The sequence below is a fragment of the Lapidilactobacillus salsurivasis genome, assembly GCF_054785215.1.
The window spans coordinates 64,122-83,028 of sequence record NZ_BAAABI010000002.1 but is presented as its reverse complement, the minus strand read 5'-3'; the positions used below and the strand labels follow the sequence as shown (position 1 = coordinate 83,028).

Here is an 18,907-nt window from a genome sequence, read left to right as displayed (position 1 = left end):
GCGCAACCGGGTCGGGCCATTTGTGCGGCTGGAACGCAGTGGGCATCGTTTTAAGCCAATCCGCAAAACCCGCGGCTTGTCTTAAAATCGAGCCTTATTCTAAGCGGCAAAGCCGCAAAGAATAATTTCACTGCTGAGCCGCATGGCCCGACCCGGTTGCTAGGCAGAATTGAGCCTATCTGCAATCGAAGTTGGATATCTGACAAAGCGCCTTTGCAAGTGTGGTGGTCAAACAATTCCAACTTTTTGGGGGTGGTAGACGACACCAACGGATTTGAATCAGGTGGTCAGGCTATTTTGCGTTGGCTGAACAGTTCTACTTGTTTCTTTAACAATCCCTGGGTGAAAACCGACCAATTCAACTGACTGATCAAGAACTTGCCTCAGTTCATCAGATAGATTGTATTGGTGTCACCAATTTAAAGCTGATGACCACTAGCCACGGTCGTCAGTTGCGTGGCTCCCCATCAATTTGCCATAGCTTGCCACTCGGCGGGAGTGCTCAAATGGCTGTTAAAACGTTGAGCGGCTGGAGCGGAGAAATTCGGGGTGAGATCGCCGTGAAATTGTCCTTGGCGGCTTTGCCGCTTAGGACAAGGCCTGATTTTGAGACAAGCCGCGCACTTTGCGGATTGGCTCAAAACAGCGCCCACAGCGAGCTCACCCCGAATTTCGCAGCGCAAGCCGCGGCCAACCTACTTTTGTCTGCGAAGTGTCGTGTTCCACCACTCCAGGTCTGCTGAGCTAAGCAACCAAACCTTTTATAAGATCGGCATCGTCGTCATTTGCTGGATCTGCTGATCTTTGATCAACAAATACTGATCGAAATTCTGTTCCAGAAAATAGCGATCATGACTGATGGCCAGCAAAGTCCCCTGATAATCATGGATCAACTGCTCGATTTCCTCTTTCGCTTCAATATCCAAATGGTTCGTCGGTTCATCAAGGATCAACAAATTGACCGCTTGCTGCGCCAATTTCGCCAAAACTAACCGCACCGTTTCGCCGCCGGATAAATCTTGCAAGCGTTTGGTCACTTCTGATGCGGGAAAGCCATAGCGAGCCAGCAAGCGTCGCGCCGGTTCCTCGGCACCCATGAAGCCCATCGCATAGGCTAACAAGCGTTGTTGCGGTTGCGCAAAGCGGATATGCTGGGGCAAATAACCGATCTGCAAACTGGCGCCGCGCTTCAACTCGCCGTCCGCCAGTTCATGTTGCTGTAAGATCGTTTGAACCAGCGTGGTTTTGCCGGCGCCATTATCACCCAGCAGGGCCACCTTATCACCACGATAAATGGCAAAATCGCTGTCAGCGAAGAGTAACTTCTCCCCTGCAAAACAGCCGATTCCCCGCGCCAACAGGACTTCATTGCCCGAACGCGAGCTAGCGCTGAGTTTCGGGACGGGTGGCGTTTGCGGCTGCGGTCGCTTGATCACGGTGAGCCGTTCCAAACGTTTGGCCACTTCCTTAGCCTTCTTGAAGAATTTCGGATTATCACTTTCCACGCCCCACTGGCGATATTGCCGAATCAAACGTTGCAGTCGCTTGATCTCTTTTTGCTGCAAATCATAGTCTTTTTGCAATTTTTCCAACTCGGCCTGCTTCAAGAAGCGAAAACGCGAATAGTTGCCAGGGTAACTCTTCAACTGACCGTCCTCGAGTTGGTACGTCTTGGTCGTGACGTGATCAAGAAAAGCGCGGTCATGGGAAATGACCAGAAAGGCCGCTTTGGTATGCTTCAAAAACTCTTCCAGCCATAAAATCCCGGCCAGATCCAAGTGATTGGTTGGTTCGTCTAGTAAATAAAGATCGGCCTCCTGAGCCAAGGCCTTGGCCAGCTCGACCTTCACTTTCTCGCCCCCGCTAAGCTGATCCAGCGGCGCTTCAGCCAAATCACCTAATCCGACCCCCTTCAAAATACTTTGCAGGCGCTCCGCTAAGGTATAACCGCCGGCGGCTTCATAATCCTCCTGAACGCGACTGTATTTGGGCAGAATCGCGGTTAGATCTTGTTGCGGATCGGTCATCAATTTTTCATAGTAATGAAGTGTTTCACTGAGTTGGCTGATCTGACTGAAATTCCGGAGTAAATAAGTCATCACACTGACGGATTCATTGGCGGTTTGTTGCTGGACGTAACCGATGCGCAAGCCTTTCTGTTGGCTCACACTGCCCGCATCCACCCCTTCAATCCCCAGTAAAACCTCGAATAAGGTTGTTTTGCCGCTACCGTTGACGCCGATCAAGGCAGACTTCTCGCCAGGTTCCAGTTGCAGGTTTAAATGGTCTAAAATCGGATAATTGCTAAAACGTTTGGTAATGTCATTTGCTTGTAGATACATAGTTGGACTCCTTATCCCAGCCCACAAAAAAAAGTCATGAAGCGAGATCCATGACCTAAAAAGCCGTAACGGCGTTTTCAAATTGAGGGACATTGGTCATTTTCTTCGTGTTGGTTTGCTTAAAAAAGGATAGACTGGTAGCGTTGTTGGCCCACAGTCGAACACGATCGCATGACAAAAACTGGTGTAGGCACCGATCAAATTGCGTGGTTGTAGGGTTTCTGACATGCTGACCATCGAACTGTCCCTCCTCTCTAATAAAATAATAATTTAATTGTACGCTATTGGGCCTACTTCTGGCAAGCCCTTCGGACAATTTGCCCGCAGCTGAACTGTGGGCGGTGCTTTGCAGATAAAAGTAGCTTGGCCGCAGCTTGCTCTGCGAAATTCGGGGTGAGCTCGCTGTGGGCGCTGTTTTGAGCCAATCCGCAAAGTACGCGGCTTGTCTCAAAATCAGGCCTTGTCCTAAGCGGCAGAGCCGCCAAGGACAATTTCACGGCGATCTCACCCCGAATTTCTCCGCTCCAGCCGCTCAACGTTTTAGCAGCCGTTTGAGCACTCACGCCAACTGACAAGCTATTGCCAATTGATGGGGAGCCACAGAATTGACGACCGTGGTTAGTGAGTACAATCTTTAAATTGGTGACACCAGAATAGTCTGTCTGATGAGCCGGGGCAAGTTCCTGACGAATCAACTGAATCAGTCGATTTCACCGAGAATTGTTTATCGAGCGGTTAAAGATGTTCAACCAATGCAAACTGTAACAATCTTCTAATCTGATGCAGTTGGTGTTGCTGTACCACCTGAAAAAGGGCGATCGTTCTGATCACTACACTTGCAAAACTACTTTGTCAGATACCCAACTTCGATTACAGATAGGCTCAATGCTGCCTAGCAACCGCCTCAGGACGTGTGGCTCTATTCAGAGTGTGAACCACCCCCGATTAGCTTCTGAGCATTAGCCTAGCAAGGATTTTGGAAGCTGAACTTTGCTTCCAGAATCCTTGCGTAGCTAAGCGGAAGAAGCTGGGGTGGTGAGCACGTTTCAGCGGTGACGTTATTCTTAGCGATTTATCGCTTAGAATAAGGCTCGATTTTGAGACAAGCCGTGGTTTTCGGATTGGCTCAAAACGATGCCCACCGCGTTCCAGCCACAACAAACGTCCTGCGGCGGTTGCGTCCCCACCCAAACCCACCACATCAACAGTCCAACGCAAAAAATCACCGGACCGCGAACGGTCGGTGATTTCATGATAATTTTGCCAAAATTTTGACTAGTGATTTGGAACTTTGGTGAACTTCGCAAGTTGCCTATTGTTCAACTTCTTGCAATTTCTGATTGTCGTCTAATTGCGAGACACCCATCAGATGTTTCTTTTGCAAATGATTCATTACTAACCATAACAGTGCTAGGAAGATCACGCTGACCAAGATCAGGAAGAAGATCGCGAAGTTGACTGTTCCACCGTTGATGCCGCTGGTGATGGCTTGACGGAAGCCCATGATCGAATAACTCATTGGTAGGAATGGATGGATCACGTTATAGAAGTGGTTGGTGATCTGCATTGGGAAGGTCCCGCCGGCGCCACCTAATTGGAGCATCAGGAGGATCATCGCGAAGAACCGACCTGGGTTGTCCAGCCACATGGACAGGAACATGATCAGGTACATCGAGGCCATCGCGAACAACCAAGCAATCAGGTAGAACAAGCCGACGTGATCAACTTGTAGGCCGAATGCCATGATCAAGCTCGCTTCAACCAAGGCCATCCCGGTCGCGACAACGGCGCCAATGGTAATTTTACTGAAGAACCATTGTGTGGCCGTGCCGTCTTTCTTGGAAACCTTACGAATCGGATAAGCGAAGTTAAAGACTAACGCGCCGACGTACAGGGCCAAGGACAAAACATATGGTGCTAAGGCGTGACCATAATTGGCAACTTTACTGTAATAAGTATGGGTTGTCTTGGTTGGCGCCGCGAACATTTCCGCGGTTTCGTTACTCAACTTGATGCCATTGACTTCTTTGGCGCCATCGCCCAATGATGAGGACAAGGTTTTGCTGCCAGATTGAAGCTTGTCAGCACCGGAAGTCAATTGATCGTTCTTGGCGGTCAGTTGAGTGGTGCCCGCTAACAATTGGTTAACGCCACTGGTCAAAGTTGGAATTTGACCATTCAAGGTGGTCAAACCACTAGCCAATTGACTGGAACCACTGGTCAACGCGCTGCCGTTAGCCGCCAATTGTTGGCCACCAGCGTTCAGTTGGTTAACACCAGCAATCAACGCTGGCACGCTGGCATTCAAACTGTTCAACCCTGTATCTAACTGGCTAGCACCAGCTTTTAGCTTCGGTCCATTGGTCTTCAAGGCCGCGATCCCAGCGTTCAAAGCTGGTAATTGCGCTGCCAATTTTTGGGCTGAGGCTAGGTTTGCTGCACTCAAAACTTTGGTGTCGATCGTCGTTAACGCCGAACTCATGCCTTGGAGCAGTTGAGTAGTAGCTTGGGCTTCGCCATTGCGAACCTGAGCCAGGCCATTATAGGATTGCTTCATTGCGGTCAGGCCGCCCTGAATTTGAGCCTTACTCTGTTGCGAAAGATTCGGGTCGGCCAACCCTGCGTTGATGGCAGCCTCGCCCTGTTCAAAAGCCGCATTGGCTTTCGCGACGCTTGTCTGATTCTCCTGCAACGCGCTACTCAACTTCGTGATACTGCTTTTCGCAGTGGTCAACTGAGTTTGGAGTTGACCCGCTTGTTGGAGCATACTGGTCAACGGCGTTAAGCCATTCAGTATCTGGGTCGTGCCGTCAACGTATTGGCTGACGCCGGCGTTTAAGGATTTGCTGCCTTGAGCTAATTGCGCGACGCCTGTCTTCAAGGTACCGGTTTGGCCATTCAAGGTGTTTAAGCCGGCGGCAACTTTGGCGGTGCCACTAACATAAGTTGTTAACCCACTATTCAGTTGGTTAGCGCCAGTGGCCAATTGTTGCACGCCGCTGGACAATGGCTTGACCTTCAGGCTCATGGTTTGGATGCCATCATGAACTGTGGACACCCCGACAGTATATTGGTTAACCCCGTCGTCCAAGGTCACCAACCCGTCGTTCAATTGGGTCGCACCCTTGGCCGCGGTTTTCATCCCTTTGCCCACCAATTTGACTTGGTCGAACAAAGCGCTGGCATAAGCGTTGGTCACATTGGCGCGAATTTCTTTGTCCAACGTGGACACCCCAACGCCGGAAATAACTTGACTCAGGTAGTTCAACGAATCATTGGTTTCATACTTGAGTTGCATTTTCTTAGGATGTTCATCAAGAACCGTTGCCGCATTGGCTGAAAAGTTCTCAGGAATCGTGACGACCGTGTAATATTTGTTGTCCTTCATCCCTTGTTTAGCCTGCTTGGCGCTAACAAAATGCCAGCCAAGTTCTTTGTTCTTGCGCAACTTCTTCTCGGTTTCTTGACCGACATTCATCGTTGTGCCGTTATATTTGACTGCCTGATCGTTATTGACCACCGCGACCGGCAGATCCTGAGTACTGCCATAAGGATCCCAGACCGACTTCAAGAAGAAGATCGCGTACAAGAAGGGAATCACCATAATGACCAGTACCGATAATAAAATCAATTTATTTTTCTTAATAAAACCAAATTCGTCCTTAACCATTTGAAAAAACACGTCCTCCCGCTAGGAAATGACCTCTCCTAGGTATAAATCGATCAATTGTTGGAACGACCGGTGCTGCTCAGCGCCGACCTTGTTTAAAAAACCCATGATTTCGATCACCGTATAACCCATCACGCTGCTAATGAAGGCCTCTTCAAAAGCGTCGTTGTCCATTTGTTTGAGCTTGATGTGCCGAATCACTCGTCGCAATAGATTTAAGACCCGTCCAGTTTCCTGAACAAAGGGACTCTCTTCAGAATAACGATGGACATAATACAGTAACTGCACCATCGGTCCTTGCGATTCGAAATAATCATGAGCGATATTGGCATATCCGCGAAGCGCGTCCTTGCCGGAGATCCCGGTCAAATTTTCCGTCATTTTCAAATACAAGGTCTTCATGAAAGTCGCCCCCATATCTTCGATCACCGCATCGATATTCGCATAATAGTTATAAAGCGATTGCGAACGAATATCGAGTTTCCGCGCTAAACTCCGAAATGACAATGTCGGAAAACCGTTCTCTTCGACAATTTCCTGAGCCGTGGCCATAATCTTTTCTTTACTCATATCACGCTGCTTTGCCACAAGTAATCACCCGCCTTTTTCCCTTGGTGTGCCACTATTATTACTACAGTTTGGAATTATATTACGACACTGTGCATTAGTCAACCTACATCTTGTAGTTTTTTAACCGCTAAGCCAACTTTATTTTCTTGAAGCGTTTCCATTATGATGCCACTGGGATTTGCTTTCTTGAAAAAATTTTTGCCGGTATTCTAGTGAACATGGCGCCGAAAGTGATCATTGAAAGTGACTTGGACGCAAAAAAAGCAGTGACACCAGGATTACCTGTTGCCACTGCTGATGATGATTCAATTGACGTTGCTGTTCATGCTTATTCCAAAAAGTCTTTCAGCTGATTAGACCGTGATGGATGCCGCAATTTCCGCAATGCTTTAGCTTCGATTTGGCGAATCCGTTCCCGCGTCACACCAAAGACTTTGCCAACTTCTTCCAGCGTCCGTGTCCGACCGTCGTCAAGACCAAAGCGTAACCGCAAGACATTTTCTTCGCGGTCGGTCAAGGTATCCAGCACACTCTCTAATTGTTCTTTGAGTAACTCATAGGAAGCGTGATCTTCAGGGCTGGTCGCGTCCGCGTCTTCAATAAAGTCACCTAAATGAGAATCGTCCTCTTCACCAATTGGGGTTTCCAACGAAACCGGTTCTTGGGCGATTTTCAAAATCTCACGAACTTTCTCCGTAGGCATATCCATTTCGGCGCCGATTTCTTCTGGTGTCGGTTCCCGTCCTAGATCTTGCAGCAATTGACGCTGGATCCGAATCAGTTTATTGATGGTTTCCACCATATGCACCGGAATCCGAATGGTCCGCGCTTGGTCGGCGATGGCACGGGTGATGGCCTGACGGATCCACCAAGTCGCGTAGGTGGAGAACTTGAAGCCCTTGCGGTAATCAAATTTCTCGACGGCTTTCATCAAGCCCATGTTGCCCTCTTGGATCAGATCCAAGAACTGCATCCCGCGCCCAACGTAACGCTTGGCAATAGAAACAACCAACCGCAAGTTAGCTTCGGCGAGCCGTTGTTTCGCGATTTGGTCGCCTTGTTCGATTTTAAGCGCTAAGGCGACTTCTTCTTCTGCTGTCAGTAAAGGGACCCGCCCGATTTCTTTCAGATACATCCGCACGGGATCGTTGATCTTAACCCCGGTCGGCGCTGATAAATTGGCCATTTCCTTCTTCGTGACGGTCTTTTGCTTCTTGAGGGATAATTCGCTGGGGTCACCATTCGCATCAACGATCGCAAAACCCTTGTCTTCCATTTGTTGCAATAATTCTTCAACAGCCTTGTCCTCCAACTGATAAGGTTGGACGATCTTGCTGACCAATTCATCATTGGTCACCCCTTTATCGGCTTTGTGCGCCGCGATCAAGTTCTTGATTGCGGTTTCCAATTTAACATCGGGTTGTTGGACTGTTTTTTTCGTGCTCTTTGCCATCAATTCTACCCCCATTTTAACTAGTAAACTCACTTATAAAATTCGTGCGGCATAACTGAATCTGTTTAAATCAACTGTCTTTTCAGATTCAGCACCTGATTGAGCCAAACCATTTCCGCCTCTTCGTCGCCGACCTCGGTGGCGTGTTGCACATTTTGCTGAGCGGCGACGAGGGCTTGTTTGATTTTGGCCTGGATGATATTGCGCTGATAATCATCGATTTCTCCATCGGAGACCTCGTCAGGCACTTCCATCATCTCGATCTCCATCAACAAGTTCTGCAGATCCGGACTCAGCAGATCAACGAAGGCCGACAACGAATGACTGCCGGCACTCTCCGCGTAATCCCGCCAAGCCTCGAACAAGGCCTGGATCTGTTCATTATTGAAATGAAAATCATCATCGGCGGCCAACCGCGCCAAGAGACTATCTTGGCGGATCGCCAGATAGAGTAGCCGCCGTTCAGAAATCGCCGCGCCATCCAGTTTCGTTGACAACGCCGGCGTCGGTGGCTGCTGCGCGGTTGGTGGCGCCACCTCACGCGTTTGTCGTTGTTGCGCGCGTTGTTGGCGATGAAATTGCCGCACCGCACCTTCGAATTCTTGATGAAGCGCCGTTAAATCAACGTTACCTTGCCGCGCCACCTGTTTCAAATATAGATCTTGTTCCACGGCGGACGGCAATTTGACCAGTTCCTGCAAGGCTGCCTGGACATAGGCCAACCGATCCGCGTCTTGATTTAAATTATACCGCCGCGCCAGTTGCGCCAAGGTGAACTGGATCGGAGTTTGGACATGATCCTGTAATTGCTTTTGAAACGCCAGCGCCCCGTACTTTTTAACGAACTCGTCAGGGTCCTTTTGCTCGGGCAAACTGACCACACCGACTTCAAAATCAGTCTCTTTCAACAGTTGTAGCGCTGCCGCCGAGGCGTGCTGACCGGGATCGTCACCATCATAACAAACGATCAGTTTCTTCGCCGCACGGGACAATAGATACAGCTGTTGGCTGGTCAGACTGGTTCCCATGGAAGCGACGCCGTTCTTGACACCCGCCCGAAAAGCCGTGATCACATCCATGAAGCCTTCAAACAGGATCGCCGTTTGTTCCTGACGGATCACCGGTCGAGCCTGAGCGAAATGATACAACGTTTCCCGCTTCTGAAAAAGCTTCGTCTCCGGAGAATTCAAGTACTTCGGTTCATGCTCTTTCTGACTAAGGATCCGCCCGGAAAATGCAATCACATTGCCATTTTGATCTTGGATCGGGAACATCACCCGATCCCGAAAGCGATCGATCAAAGTGCCATCCTCGCGCTGTGCGAAGAGCCCGGAACGCACCAATAACTCCCGGGAAACCTGACGACTGGTCAAAAAATCCAATAACACATTAGCCTGTTGCGGCGCGTAGCCCAAACCGAACTCACTGATCGCCTCATCGGTCATTTCGCGCTGATGTAAATAAGTCAACGCGCCCTCACCGACTTGAGTCTTGGTCAGAATATGACTGTACAGCACCTGCGCGTCCTGATACAACTTCTGCAATTGCCGCGTTTCCGAATGCTGATCCTGCTGATTAGCGGCGACCACATTCTCTGGCAAAGGTAAATCACTGAACTCGGCGACCTTAATGACCGCTTCTGGGAAAGAAATCTGTTCCAGCTCCATCAAAAACTTAAAAACATTGCCACCGCGATGACAACTGAAACAATGGAAGATCTGCTTCTCTTCATTGACTGAAAATGACGGCGTCCGTTCCTCATGAAAAGGACACAGACCAAACAAATTCTTGCCCGACTTGTGTAACTGGACAGTTTGGCCAATCAAATCAACGATATTCGTCTTGGAGCGCACCATGTCGATGTAGCTCTCGGGAATCTTCGTTGCCATGATCTTCACATCCTTTCCTCGTAACTCATAAGCAAGAAATAGGCTGACCACAATCTGTTCGCCAGCCTAGACACACTTATACAACTTATAATCTAACATAAAATCGTCTGAACTTCAACTGTCGTGCTTAGGGGGAATTTTGGCTCGCTGGGCGCTAGGCCAGCTTTGGTTGGCCGCGGCTTGCGGGGCTTCGCGGACAAAAGTAGGTTGGCCGCGGCTTGCGCTGCGAAATTCGGGGTGAGCTCGCTGTGGGCGCTGTTTTGAGCCAATCCGCAAAGTGCGCGGCTTGTCTCAAAATCAGGCCTTGGTCTAAGTGGCAAAGCCACTAAGACCAATTTCACGGCGATCTCACCCCGAATTTCTCCGCTCCAGCCGCTCAACGTTTTAGCAGCCGTTTGAGCACTCACGCCATCTGTCCAGCTATTATCAATTGATGTGGGACCACGCCATTGACGACCGTGGTTAGTGGTCGCAGGCTTTAAATTGGTGACACCAGTAAAGCCTGTCTGATGAACTGAGGCAAGTTCTTGATCAATCAGTTAAATCGGTCGGTTTCCAATCAAGTGTTGTTGAGGGAACGGATAGAGATGTTCAACCTAGTAAACTGTACCAACCAACAAATCTGAATCTGTTGGTATTGCCGTACCGCACTAAAAGCTTGCGAGTGTGAACCGCTACATTGATGTTACTCACTGTATTATCCTTTTTTATTTGCTGGCTGAGGTTCTCAACGCTGTTGCGGCGGAAAATATTTCAATCATGGCCGCGGCTTGCGCTACGAAATTCGGGGTGAGCTCGCTGTGGGCGCTGTTTTGAGCCAATCCGCAAAGTACGCGGCTTGTCTCAAAATCAGGCCTTGTCCTAAGCGGCAGAGCCGCCAAGGACAATTTCACGGCGATCTCACCCCGAATTTCTCCGCTCCAGCCGCTCAACGTTTTAGCAGTCGCTTGAGCACTCACGCCAGTTGGTAAGCTATGACTAATTGATGGGGAACCACGCGATTGACGACCGTAGCTAGTGGTTATAAGCTTTAAATTGGTGACACCAGCGCAGTCTGTCTGATGAACTGGGGCAAGTTCTTCATAAACCAGCTGAATCGGTCGGTTTAATCAGGATTGTCTATGAAGTAGGTAAAGATGTCCAACTAAAGCAAACTGTAACAACCACCTAATACGAATCAGTTGGCATTGCCGTACCACCCAAAAAGCGGGCAATTGTTTTGACAACTAGCTCGCAAAATCACTTCGTCAAATCCTTCGTCTCGATGGCAGATAGGCTCAATTCTGCCTAGCAACCGGCTGGGACTGCGCGGCTCAGTGGTGAAATTGTCCTTGGCGGCTTTGCCGCTTAGGACAAGGCTCGATTTGAAGACAAGCCGCCGGTCTTGCGGATTGGCTTCAAACGACGCCCACCACGTTCCAGTCCGCATCAGCAGTCCCAGCCGGTTGCGTTCACGCGCAACACCCAGCACACCTGCGATCAGGAAATAAATTAGAACGAAACTAGCTTTTTAGTAGCGCCACCCAAAGCAGTTTTTGGAAAGGTCGACCTCTTTGCAAATAAGGTTGCGTCCCCACCATCGTAGCGCTAAACTAGGATTCATTAAGCTGATAGGAAAGGAAGCGCTGGATGTTAAATTTTCAAATTGTGACTCAACTCTCTGACCAACAAACTGAAGAAATCGTCGACTTGATCGCCCAATGTCATCTTTATGACGGCGGCGCGAAAGATCCTTATTTGGATAATCGCTTTAATTATTTCCAAGAAATGCCTTGGGTTGCGTTGGCCAGCAGCAACCAACACGTTGTCGGGGTGGCCACGATCTACGCTGATGCCCAACCACCAGAGGAAGCGGAAATGGCGGTTTTTGTGCTTCCACAGAAGCGGCGTCAAGGGATCGGCCGGCGGTTAGGCGAGCTTTGTCAAACAACCTTGCATCAATATGGTTATGATCAATGGGAATATTGGACGGAACTGGCCTTTTTGAACAGGGAGCCAGATTTTTTAGCGGCGATTGGGCTAACGGCGGATCCGAATTGGGAACTGCAAATGGCGCGGCCGCAACAAGCAACGCTGGCCCTGCCTGCCCGCGCCAAGACTGTTTTACGACCGTTAAGTCTTGCTGAGATTCCCGCCGTTCTGCCCATCTATCAGGCGGCGTTTCCAGAAAACACTGTGGACAGTACCCGTCAATATCTTTTGGGGTGCCTGCAGGATCAGCAAAATGACTTTCAGGTTCTTTGGCGGGGGTCAGAACCGCTGGGTGCTTGCGCCATTAATCTAGATGTGGACCGTGCTTATCTATTCAGTTTGTTCATCAGTCCGGAGCGGCAGGGAAACGGCTGGGGCACTTATTTGCTCAACCAACTGTGTCTGACCTACGATCAAGTTCCCACGTTACGCTTAAGCGTGGAAGCCAGTAATGTTCAGGCCCATCATTTGTATGAGCGGGCCGGCTTTCAGGTCGAAACCACGGTGATCTACTTGGACTGCCCTGAACCGAAACGCCCTTTGGCTTAAAAAAGCGCAGGCTGAACTGGTCAGCTTCTGAGCCTTAGCCAAGTCAGAATTTGGGCAGCGCACGATGCTTCCAGAAGCCTGGCGTCATTAAGTGGGCGCAGCTAGGTCAGCGAACACGTATAAAAGTCCCCTAGTCGCCGCCAGCGCCATTAAGGTTATTTCACCAGTCAAAAACCGCTTCTCAGCCTCACGTCAGACAATTGGCGTGGCACTGAAAAGCGGTTTTTATTTTTAGTCGGTCAACCGTAGTTTAAAACAGCCGCGCCTATTTGACGACTAATTCTTGCAGATCACCGAAAATCGTGATCAGCTTCTGCAGGATTCGCAATTGGTTCAAGCGATTATTCCGCACTTGCAGATCGTCAGCCATGATCATATTTTCTTCGAAATAGTTTTCGATCAGCGGGCGTAGATCACGGAGCGCTTCATAATTTTGTTCAACCGTTTGGTGGGCAAATTGGCCGCGGATCTGGACCACAGCGTCATACAATACCTGTTCGGAAGGGTTCTCAAACAAGGCGGGATCGACGGACAACTCACTGGATTTAGCGTCGGTTTGCTTGGTCAAACGCAAGACCCGAGTCAACGCTTCGATGGTTTCCTTGAAGTCATCATCGTGGCGGTGCTCGTTCAGCGTCTCGGCCACTTCATTGATCGTGGTTGGATCGATCGCGTTGGAATCAGCCAAGGCTTCCACGAAGTCATGACGGAAATTCTTCTCACTGAACAATTGGCGCATTCGGTCGGCGAAGAAATGCCGCAGTTCGGCGCCATTTTTGAGCCAGTCCAGCTTGAAGGTCAAGCCCCGGTCGGTCAAAACTTGTTCAATCTCAGCTTGTAACTTGCCTAAGGAAAGGTGCCATTGGTTGGCCAACAAGATCCGGACCACGCCGTAAGCTTGCCGCCGTAGCGCGTATGGATCGTTGGAACCATTGGGAATCATTCCCACCACGAAGAAGGCCAGCGTGCTGTCGAGTTTATCGGCGATCGCCAAGGTGGCGCCAACTTTCGAAGCGGGCAAGGCGCCTTCCGCGGAGATCGGCAAATAATGTTCGCGGATCGCTTGGGCGACGGCGTCATTTTCACCGAAAATCTTCGCGTAGATCTCCCCCATCGTGCCCTGTAATTCAGGGAACTCACCGACCATGCCAGTCACCAGATCAAACTTATAGATCCGACTGGCCCGATCCAAATCGGCCATCTCTTGCGCGCTTAAGCCAAACAAATGACCTAGGCTTTGGGCAATGACATTGACCCGCTGCATTTTCTCATAGAGCGTACCGATCTTGTCGTGGAAGGTGACCTTCTTCAATTTCGCTACATAGGCGTCGATCGACAGCTTCTGATCCTCTTCGAAGAAGAAGCGGGCGTCATCTAAACGCGCAACCAGCACTTTCTCGTTACCAGCGATGACATTGTCTAGATGTTCGCGATTACCATTGCGAACCCCGATAAAATCAGCGGCTAACTGGCCGTTTTGGTCACGCACGTAGAAATAGCGCTGGTTATCCTTCATCGAAGTGATCAAAACCGGTTCAGGAACGGCCAAGTATTTGGGATCAAAGTGGCCAGCGAACGCCGTTGGGTATTCCACCAAGTTGACCACTTCTTCTAACAGATCAGGGTCAAGATCAACTTGCCAATCGTTGTCGCTAGCGATGGTTTGAATCTGAGCCTCGATCAAGGCCTGCCGGCGCGCCAAATCTGCGATCACTTTCACTTGGGCCAAGTCTTGTTCATAATCCGTCGCCGTGGCGATCGTCACCGGTTGCCCCAAGAAACGATGGCCCTGGGAAACGCGGCCAGCGGTGACGTCTAACAGGCTCATCGGAATGATTTGATCATCCAGCAGGCTGACCAACCAGTGGATCGGCCGAATATATTCGAAGTGATTCGTGCCCCACTTCATCCGCGTTGGGAAGGTCAGGCCTTTGACCACCTCGATCAGTTCAGGCAAGATTGCTGCTGCGGGTTGACCCACCGTCTTCTTTTCAACGAAGACATAATCAACGCCCTTGAAATCTTTGAAGGTGATCGCGCTGGGATCAACGCCTTGTCCTCGTGCGAAACCAAGCGCCGCCTTGCTGAACGCGCCATCTGGTGTCAAGGCGATCTTCTTAGCGGGACCTTTGACTTCTTCAACTTGGTCGGGCTGTTCCGTCGCCAGATCCCGCACCAAGACAGCCAAGCGCCGTGGTGTCGCGAAAACCTCGATCCGCGCGAACGCCAAATGCTGGTCGTTCAAAAAAGCGGCCGTTTTGGTCTTCAGTTGTTCCACACTTGGGCGCACAACATGGGCTGGCATTTCTTCCAAACCAATTTCTAATAAATAATTTGCCGTCATTTTAGTTTTCCTCCCCAGCGTTTTCTTGAGCATGTTCCAATAATGGGAAGCCCAGTTTCTTCCGTTCTTCCACGAAGGCCTTGGCGATCTTGTGGGCCATACTGCGGATCCGGGACAGATAGCCGGCCCGTTCTGTGACGGAAACAGCACCGCGGGCGTCCAACAGATTGAAGGTATGGCTACATTTCAACACGTAATCATAGGCGGGATGAACCAGCCCCAATTGAATCAAGCGCAGCGCTTCTTTTTCATAGCTGTTGAAGAAATTCAGCAACATCTCCTGGTCGCTCTCTTCAAAAGCATACTTTGAGTGCTCGTATTCTGGCTCCTTGAAAATATCGCCGTAGAGCACGCCATCGCCCCACTGCAAATCGAAAACGGAATTGACGTTTTGGATATAAGAAGCCAAACGTTCGACCCCATAAGTGATTTCAGACGTGACCGGATCCACGGTCAGTCCCCCGACTTGTTGGAAATAGGTGAACTGCGAAACTTCCATGCCATCCAGCCAAACTTCCCAACCAACACCGGCACAACCCATTGACGGATTTTCCCAGTTGTCTTCAACGAAACGAATATCATGTTCCAACGGCTCGATTCCCAGCTCCCGTAAGCTATCCAAGTAATATTCTTGGATATTCTTCGGTGATGGCTTCATGACCACTTGAAATTGATGATGCTGAAACAAGCGGTTCGGATTCTCGCCATAACGCCCATCTGCCGGCCGCCGGGATGGTTCCACATAAGCCGCATTCCAAGGTTCCGGCCCGATCGCCCGCAGGAAAGTATACGGCGACATCGTACCCGCACCCTTCTCGTTATCGTAGGCCTCCATCAACATACAACCCTTTTTCGCCCAAAATTGTTGCAACGTCAAGATCATCTCTTGAATATTCAACTGTTTGACCATTTGCTCACCTCATCGTTAATTGTCCATCTGCCTTAAGCGTTCCCGAAACATAAAAAAATCCCTATGCGGCTACACTGGTAGCCACATAGGGACGATTATTTTCGCGGTTCCACCCTAATTTAGATGCGTACATCTACACTTCATTGCTTAACCGCTCCTAGGCGCCAAATAGCGTGATTGTGCCCTTTCACTGTCGGCACTCGCTGGAAAACGCTGATTGACCTGATCATTGCGGTGATATTAAGTTACGACTTATGATAGCCCTAAATTTGTGAAATTGCAAGAGTTAAAATTGACGGCGGCGTCGATAATTGCCGGTTTAGCAAGGTGGAAAGTAGCTTGACCGCGGCTTGCGCTGCGAAATTCGGGGTGAGCTCGCTGTGGGCACTGTTTTGAGCCAATCCGCAAAGTGCGCGGCTTGTCTCAAAATCAGGCCTTGGTCTAAGTGGCAAAGCCACTAAGACCAATTTCACGGCGATCTCACCCCGAATTTCTCCGCTCCAGCCGCTCAACGTTGTAACAGACGTTTGAGCACTCACGCGATTTTGCAAGCTATTGTCAATTAATGGGGAACCACGCAATTGACGGCCGTGGTTAGTGGTTACAAGCTTTGAATTGGTGACACCAGGACAGTCTGTTTGATTAACTTGGGCACGTTCTTGATGAATCAGCTGAGTCGGTCGGTTTCCAACCAAGGATTGTTACGGAAACAAGTAAAGATGTTCAGTCTGCGCAAAATGTCTCGACCTCCTAATCCGAATCGGTTGGCATTGACGTACCATCAAAAGTGGGCAATTGTTTGACCTCCTACTTGCAAAAGAGCTTTGTCAGATACCTAACTTCGATTGCAGATAAGCTCAATTCTGCCTAGCAACCGCCTCAGGACGTGTGGCTCAGCGGTGAGATTATTCTTAGCGATTTATCGCTTAGAATAAGGCTCGATTTGGAGACAATTCCCGTTTTTGGAATTGGCTTCAAACGATGCCCACTGCGTTCCAGCCACGACAAACGTCCTGAGGCGGTTGCGTCACCGCTCAAACCCACTACACCTGCAATTAGATAAAAAATCTCGAATAGAGGGATACCGCTTTTGCAGTTGGCTTAAAACAACAACCCCCACTCAATCTCGCTTCAACAATAACCCATTACCGCCATTGACCAATCCGTCCAGAAATTTCTTACTCTTAGGCACTAGCCCGACTTGATCTTGATAAATGTGATCCAGAACGCGCTGTAATTCGCGCTTGGTCCGCGGATTCAGATCTGTGGCGCCCAACTGCAGGGGCATCATCCGCGCCAAGCGTTGCACCAGCACGATGGCGTTAGGTTGGGCGTGGAGGCGATGGGGGTCACGGACCCAATGGTTCTGGCAAAGCAGGCCGCCAAACGCCTCCGAATAGTCTAGAGGCAGATCATTACGGCCACAAATGGCGCAACCGCTGAGATCTGGGGCGACACCGAAACGGTCCAGCAATTTGATTTCCACCATGTTCGTCAATAATTGGGGATCAATGCCGCCATCGATTTGGCTCAAAGCGGTTCGGATCAAGGTGAAGGCGCGGCCCAAGGGATCACCTTCGGGAAAAGCAGCGCCAGCCAGGCTGAGAATGTAAGCCGCGTAAGCCTGCAACAACAGGTCTTCGCTGATGTTACGCCAGAGTTTGGTCGTTTTCGTGGTGGTCAAGTAAGATAGGCCCTCGGGACTGATCCGACCGATATAAGTTGCTTCCGTAAATGGCAAAATAGCGCTGGTCAGCTTGAACCCGCGCTTTTTTGCACCACGAACGAGAAACATTTTCGGGCCGAATTGATCGGTCAAGATCTGAACCAACAAATCACGCTCGGCGTAATCACGACGATACATGACCAAGCCTTGAAATTCGGCGTCGATCAAACGACTCAATTCTTGAAATCCTTCTGATTGTAGCCAGCTCGTTGTAAGAAAATCGGGTTATCGCGCCAATTCCGTTGCGTCTTGACTTGCAGTTTCAAGTTGACACGCTCACCAAGTAGCGGCTCGATCTCCTTCCGGGAGCGGATCCCGATCTGCTTGATCATCGCCGCCCCTTTGCCAATGACGATGCCCTTTTGACTATCCCGGTCAACGAAAACTGTGGCGTCGATCACCAGCTTCCCCTGCTCATGGGTATTCATTTGATTGACGATGACCGCAGTGGAATGGGGAATCTCGTCGCGGGTCAGTAATAGGATCTGCTCGCGGATCAATTCCGCCACGATAAAGTACTCAGGGTGGTCGGTCAATTGGTCGTCAGGATAATATTTCGGTCCCGCTGGCAAATAGGATTTGATTTCTTTGACCAATTCGTCCACATTGTTGCCTTCCGTGGCCGATAATGGAATCACTTCGGCAAACTTCGCCAACGCTTGGTAGCCCACGATCAGGTCCAGCAAGTCGTCAGGATGGACCAAGTCGATTTTGTTGATGACCAAGAATAAAGGCGTGTCCAGTTTCGCCAAGCGCTCCAAAATGAAACGGTCACCAGGACCGATTTTATCGGCGGCGCCGGTCATATAAACGGCGATGTCCACTTCACTTAACGCGGAGAAAGCCGCTTGGTCCATATAGTTGTCCAGATCGTTTTTAGGTTTGTGGATCCCCGGGGTGTCCAAGAAAATGATCTGAGCGTCGGCGTCGGTGATCACGCCCTGGATCTTATTGCGCGTGGTCTGCGCTTTAGGTGACATGATCGCCACCTTTTCGCCAATGATTCGATTCATTAACGTTGATTTGCCCACATTGGGGCGGCCTAGTAAGGCCACGAAGCCTGATTTAAATGGTTGTTCCGTCATTACGATCATCCTTTAGGAAAAATGAAAACGGCAAGATCTCACTGACCGATACCGTTCTGGTGTCACCATGAAGATTGCTCATGGTGATGGTGCCATCTGGAGCCATGAACTCGGTCATGACTTGGCGGCAAGCGCCACAAGGTGAAACGGGGCCTTTCGTGTCGGCCACCACCGCGATTGCCTTGATGTGCTGTTGACCCGCGGCCACCGCCTTGAAGATCGCCACCCGTTCCGCGCAAACTGTCAGCGGAAAGGACGAGTTCTCAATGTTGCAGCCACGATAGATCGTGCCATTTTCGGTCAAAACGGCGGCACCCACCGCAAATTTGGAATAAGGTACATAGGCAGCCAGCCGCGCTTCTTGCGCCGCTGCGGTCAATTCTGTTAGATCCATCCAA

At 50.0% G+C, this 18,907-nt stretch carries 18 protein-coding genes; 2 read left to right on the top strand and 16 right to left on the bottom strand.

The genetic code is table 11. The features are described 5' to 3' along the window. Window positions 1–50 precede the first annotated feature (50 nt). Window positions 51–185, bottom strand: a complete 135-nt coding sequence (locus ACYVSB_RS02390; protein WP_461218297.1) for a hypothetical protein — start codon at window positions 183–185, stop codon at window positions 51–53. A 243-nt stretch (window positions 186–428) separates the two neighbouring features. Here ACYVSB_RS02390 and ACYVSB_RS02385 point away from each other — a divergent pair, with 243 nt between their 5' ends. After that, window positions 429–743 (top strand): hypothetical protein, encoded by a 315-nt coding sequence (locus ACYVSB_RS02385; RefSeq protein ID WP_461218296.1) that lies wholly within the window; start codon window positions 429–431, stop codon window positions 741–743. 18 nt (window positions 744–761) lie between these two features. Here the strand turns inward: ACYVSB_RS02385 and abc-f are convergent, their stop codons facing one another. From abc-f to ACYVSB_RS02340, 9 genes are all read right to left on the bottom strand, one after another. Continuing rightward, window positions 762–2,342 (bottom strand): ribosomal protection-like ABC-F family protein, encoded by a 1,581-nt coding sequence (abc-f, locus tag ACYVSB_RS02380; protein WP_125595973.1) that lies wholly within the window; start codon window positions 2,340–2,342, stop codon window positions 762–764. Window positions 2,343–2,632: 290 nt separating this feature from the next. Beyond that, complete coding sequence (locus ACYVSB_RS02375) at window positions 2,633–3,037, bottom strand: hypothetical protein (RefSeq protein WP_461218295.1); 405 nt, start codon at window positions 3,035–3,037, stop codon at window positions 2,633–2,635. A gap of 617 nt (window positions 3,038–3,654) precedes the next feature. After that, entirely contained in the window at window positions 3,655–6,012 is a 2,358-nt protein-coding gene (locus ACYVSB_RS02370; protein ID WP_125595981.1) for a YhgE/Pip domain-containing protein, read from the bottom strand. A 21-nt stretch (window positions 6,013–6,033) separates the two neighbouring features. Continuing rightward, window positions 6,034–6,600, bottom strand: coding sequence for a TetR/AcrR family transcriptional regulator (locus ACYVSB_RS02365; RefSeq protein ID WP_461218294.1), 567 nt, complete (start codon window positions 6,598–6,600; stop codon window positions 6,034–6,036). Window positions 6,601–6,910: 310 nt separating this feature from the next. Next, the gene (gene rpoD, locus ACYVSB_RS02360; protein ID WP_461218293.1) at window positions 6,911–8,035 is read right to left on the bottom strand and encodes an RNA polymerase sigma factor RpoD; all 1,125 of its coding nucleotides are present in this window, start codon (window positions 8,033–8,035) and stop codon (window positions 6,911–6,913) included. Between the two features lie 65 nt (window positions 8,036–8,100). Continuing rightward, entirely contained in the window at window positions 8,101–9,924 is a 1,824-nt protein-coding gene (gene dnaG, locus ACYVSB_RS02355) for a DNA primase (RefSeq protein ID WP_461218292.1), read from the bottom strand. Between the two features lie 92 nt (window positions 9,925–10,016). After that, window positions 10,017–10,331: a hypothetical protein gene (locus ACYVSB_RS02350; protein ID WP_461218291.1), complete on the bottom strand. Its 315-nt coding sequence runs from the start codon at window positions 10,329–10,331 to the stop codon at window positions 10,017–10,019. Between the two features lie 300 nt (window positions 10,332–10,631). Then, complete coding sequence (locus tag ACYVSB_RS02345) at window positions 10,632–10,883, bottom strand: hypothetical protein (protein WP_461218290.1); 252 nt, start codon at window positions 10,881–10,883, stop codon at window positions 10,632–10,634. Window positions 10,884–11,101: 218 nt separating this feature from the next. Beyond that, window positions 11,102–11,353: a hypothetical protein gene (locus ACYVSB_RS02340; RefSeq protein WP_461218289.1), complete on the bottom strand. Its 252-nt coding sequence runs from the start codon at window positions 11,351–11,353 to the stop codon at window positions 11,102–11,104. 200 nt (window positions 11,354–11,553) lie between these two features. Between ACYVSB_RS02340 and ACYVSB_RS02335 the strand changes: the two genes are divergently transcribed. Beyond that, window positions 11,554–12,444, top strand: a complete 891-nt coding sequence (locus ACYVSB_RS02335) for a GNAT family N-acetyltransferase (protein WP_461218288.1) — start codon at window positions 11,554–11,556, stop codon at window positions 12,442–12,444. Window positions 12,445–12,709: 265 nt separating this feature from the next. Here the strand turns inward: ACYVSB_RS02335 and glyS are convergent, their stop codons facing one another. The 6 genes from glyS to cdd form a co-directional block, all read right to left on the bottom strand. Beyond that, window positions 12,710–14,788 carry a glycine--tRNA ligase subunit beta gene (glyS, locus tag ACYVSB_RS02330; protein ID WP_461218287.1) on the bottom strand — a complete coding sequence of 693 codons (2,079 nt, stop codon included), beginning with the start codon at window positions 14,786–14,788 and terminating at the stop codon, window positions 12,710–12,712. A gap of 1 nt (window position 14,789) precedes the next feature. After that, window positions 14,790–15,698: a glycine--tRNA ligase subunit alpha gene (gene glyQ, locus ACYVSB_RS02325; RefSeq protein WP_461218286.1), complete on the bottom strand. Its 909-nt coding sequence runs from the start codon at window positions 15,696–15,698 to the stop codon at window positions 14,790–14,792. A 263-nt stretch (window positions 15,699–15,961) separates the two neighbouring features. Further along, window positions 15,962–16,393 (bottom strand): hypothetical protein, encoded by a 432-nt coding sequence (locus tag ACYVSB_RS02320; RefSeq protein WP_461218285.1) that lies wholly within the window; start codon window positions 16,391–16,393, stop codon window positions 15,962–15,964. Between the two features lie 425 nt (window positions 16,394–16,818). After that, on the bottom strand, window positions 16,819–17,601 hold the full coding sequence (recO, locus tag ACYVSB_RS02315) for a DNA repair protein RecO (protein ID WP_461218284.1): 783 nt from the start codon (window positions 17,599–17,601) through the stop codon (window positions 16,819–16,821). Then, window positions 17,598–18,509, bottom strand: coding sequence for a GTPase Era (era, locus tag ACYVSB_RS02310; RefSeq protein ID WP_461218283.1), 912 nt, complete (start codon window positions 18,507–18,509; stop codon window positions 17,598–17,600). Before era ends, recO begins: the two co-directional genes overlap by 4 nt. Beyond that, window positions 18,490–18,903: a cytidine deaminase gene (cdd, locus tag ACYVSB_RS02305; protein WP_461218282.1), complete on the bottom strand. Its 414-nt coding sequence runs from the start codon at window positions 18,901–18,903 to the stop codon at window positions 18,490–18,492. Before cdd ends, era begins: the two co-directional genes overlap by 20 nt. Window positions 18,904–18,907 lie beyond the last annotated feature (4 nt).

Coding starts and splice junctions, on each gene's coding strand:
- ACYVSB_RS02385 (WP_461218296.1), top strand. CDS start 429: ATGACCACTAGCCACGGTCGTCAGTTGCGTGGCTCCCCATCAATTTGC.
- abc-f (WP_125595973.1), bottom strand. CDS start 2,342: ATGTATCTACAAGCAAATGACATTACCAAACGTTTTAGCAATTATCCG.
- ACYVSB_RS02370 (WP_125595981.1), bottom strand. CDS start 6,012: ATGGTTAAGGACGAATTTGGTTTTATTAAGAAAAATAAATTGATTTTA.
- rpoD (WP_461218293.1), bottom strand. CDS start 8,035: ATGGCAAAGAGCACGAAAAAAACAGTCCAACAACCCGATGTTAAATTG.
- dnaG (WP_461218292.1), bottom strand. CDS start 9,924: ATGGCAACGAAGATTCCCGAGAGCTACATCGACATGGTGCGCTCCAAG.
- ACYVSB_RS02340 (WP_461218289.1), bottom strand. CDS start 11,353: ATGCGGACTGGAACGTGGTGGGCGTCGTTTGAAGCCAATCCGCAAGAC.
- ACYVSB_RS02335 (WP_461218288.1), top strand. CDS start 11,554: ATGTTAAATTTTCAAATTGTGACTCAACTCTCTGACCAACAAACTGAA.
- glyS (WP_461218287.1), bottom strand. CDS start 14,788: ATGACGGCAAATTATTTATTAGAAATTGGTTTGGAAGAAATGCCAGCC.
- glyQ (WP_461218286.1), bottom strand. CDS start 15,698: ATGGTCAAACAGTTGAATATTCAAGAGATGATCTTGACGTTGCAACAA.
- era (WP_461218283.1), bottom strand. CDS start 18,509: ATGACGGAACAACCATTTAAATCAGGCTTCGTGGCCTTACTAGGCCGC.
- cdd (WP_461218282.1), bottom strand. CDS start 18,903: ATGGATCTAACAGAATTGACCGCAGCGGCGCAAGAAGCGCGGCTGGCT.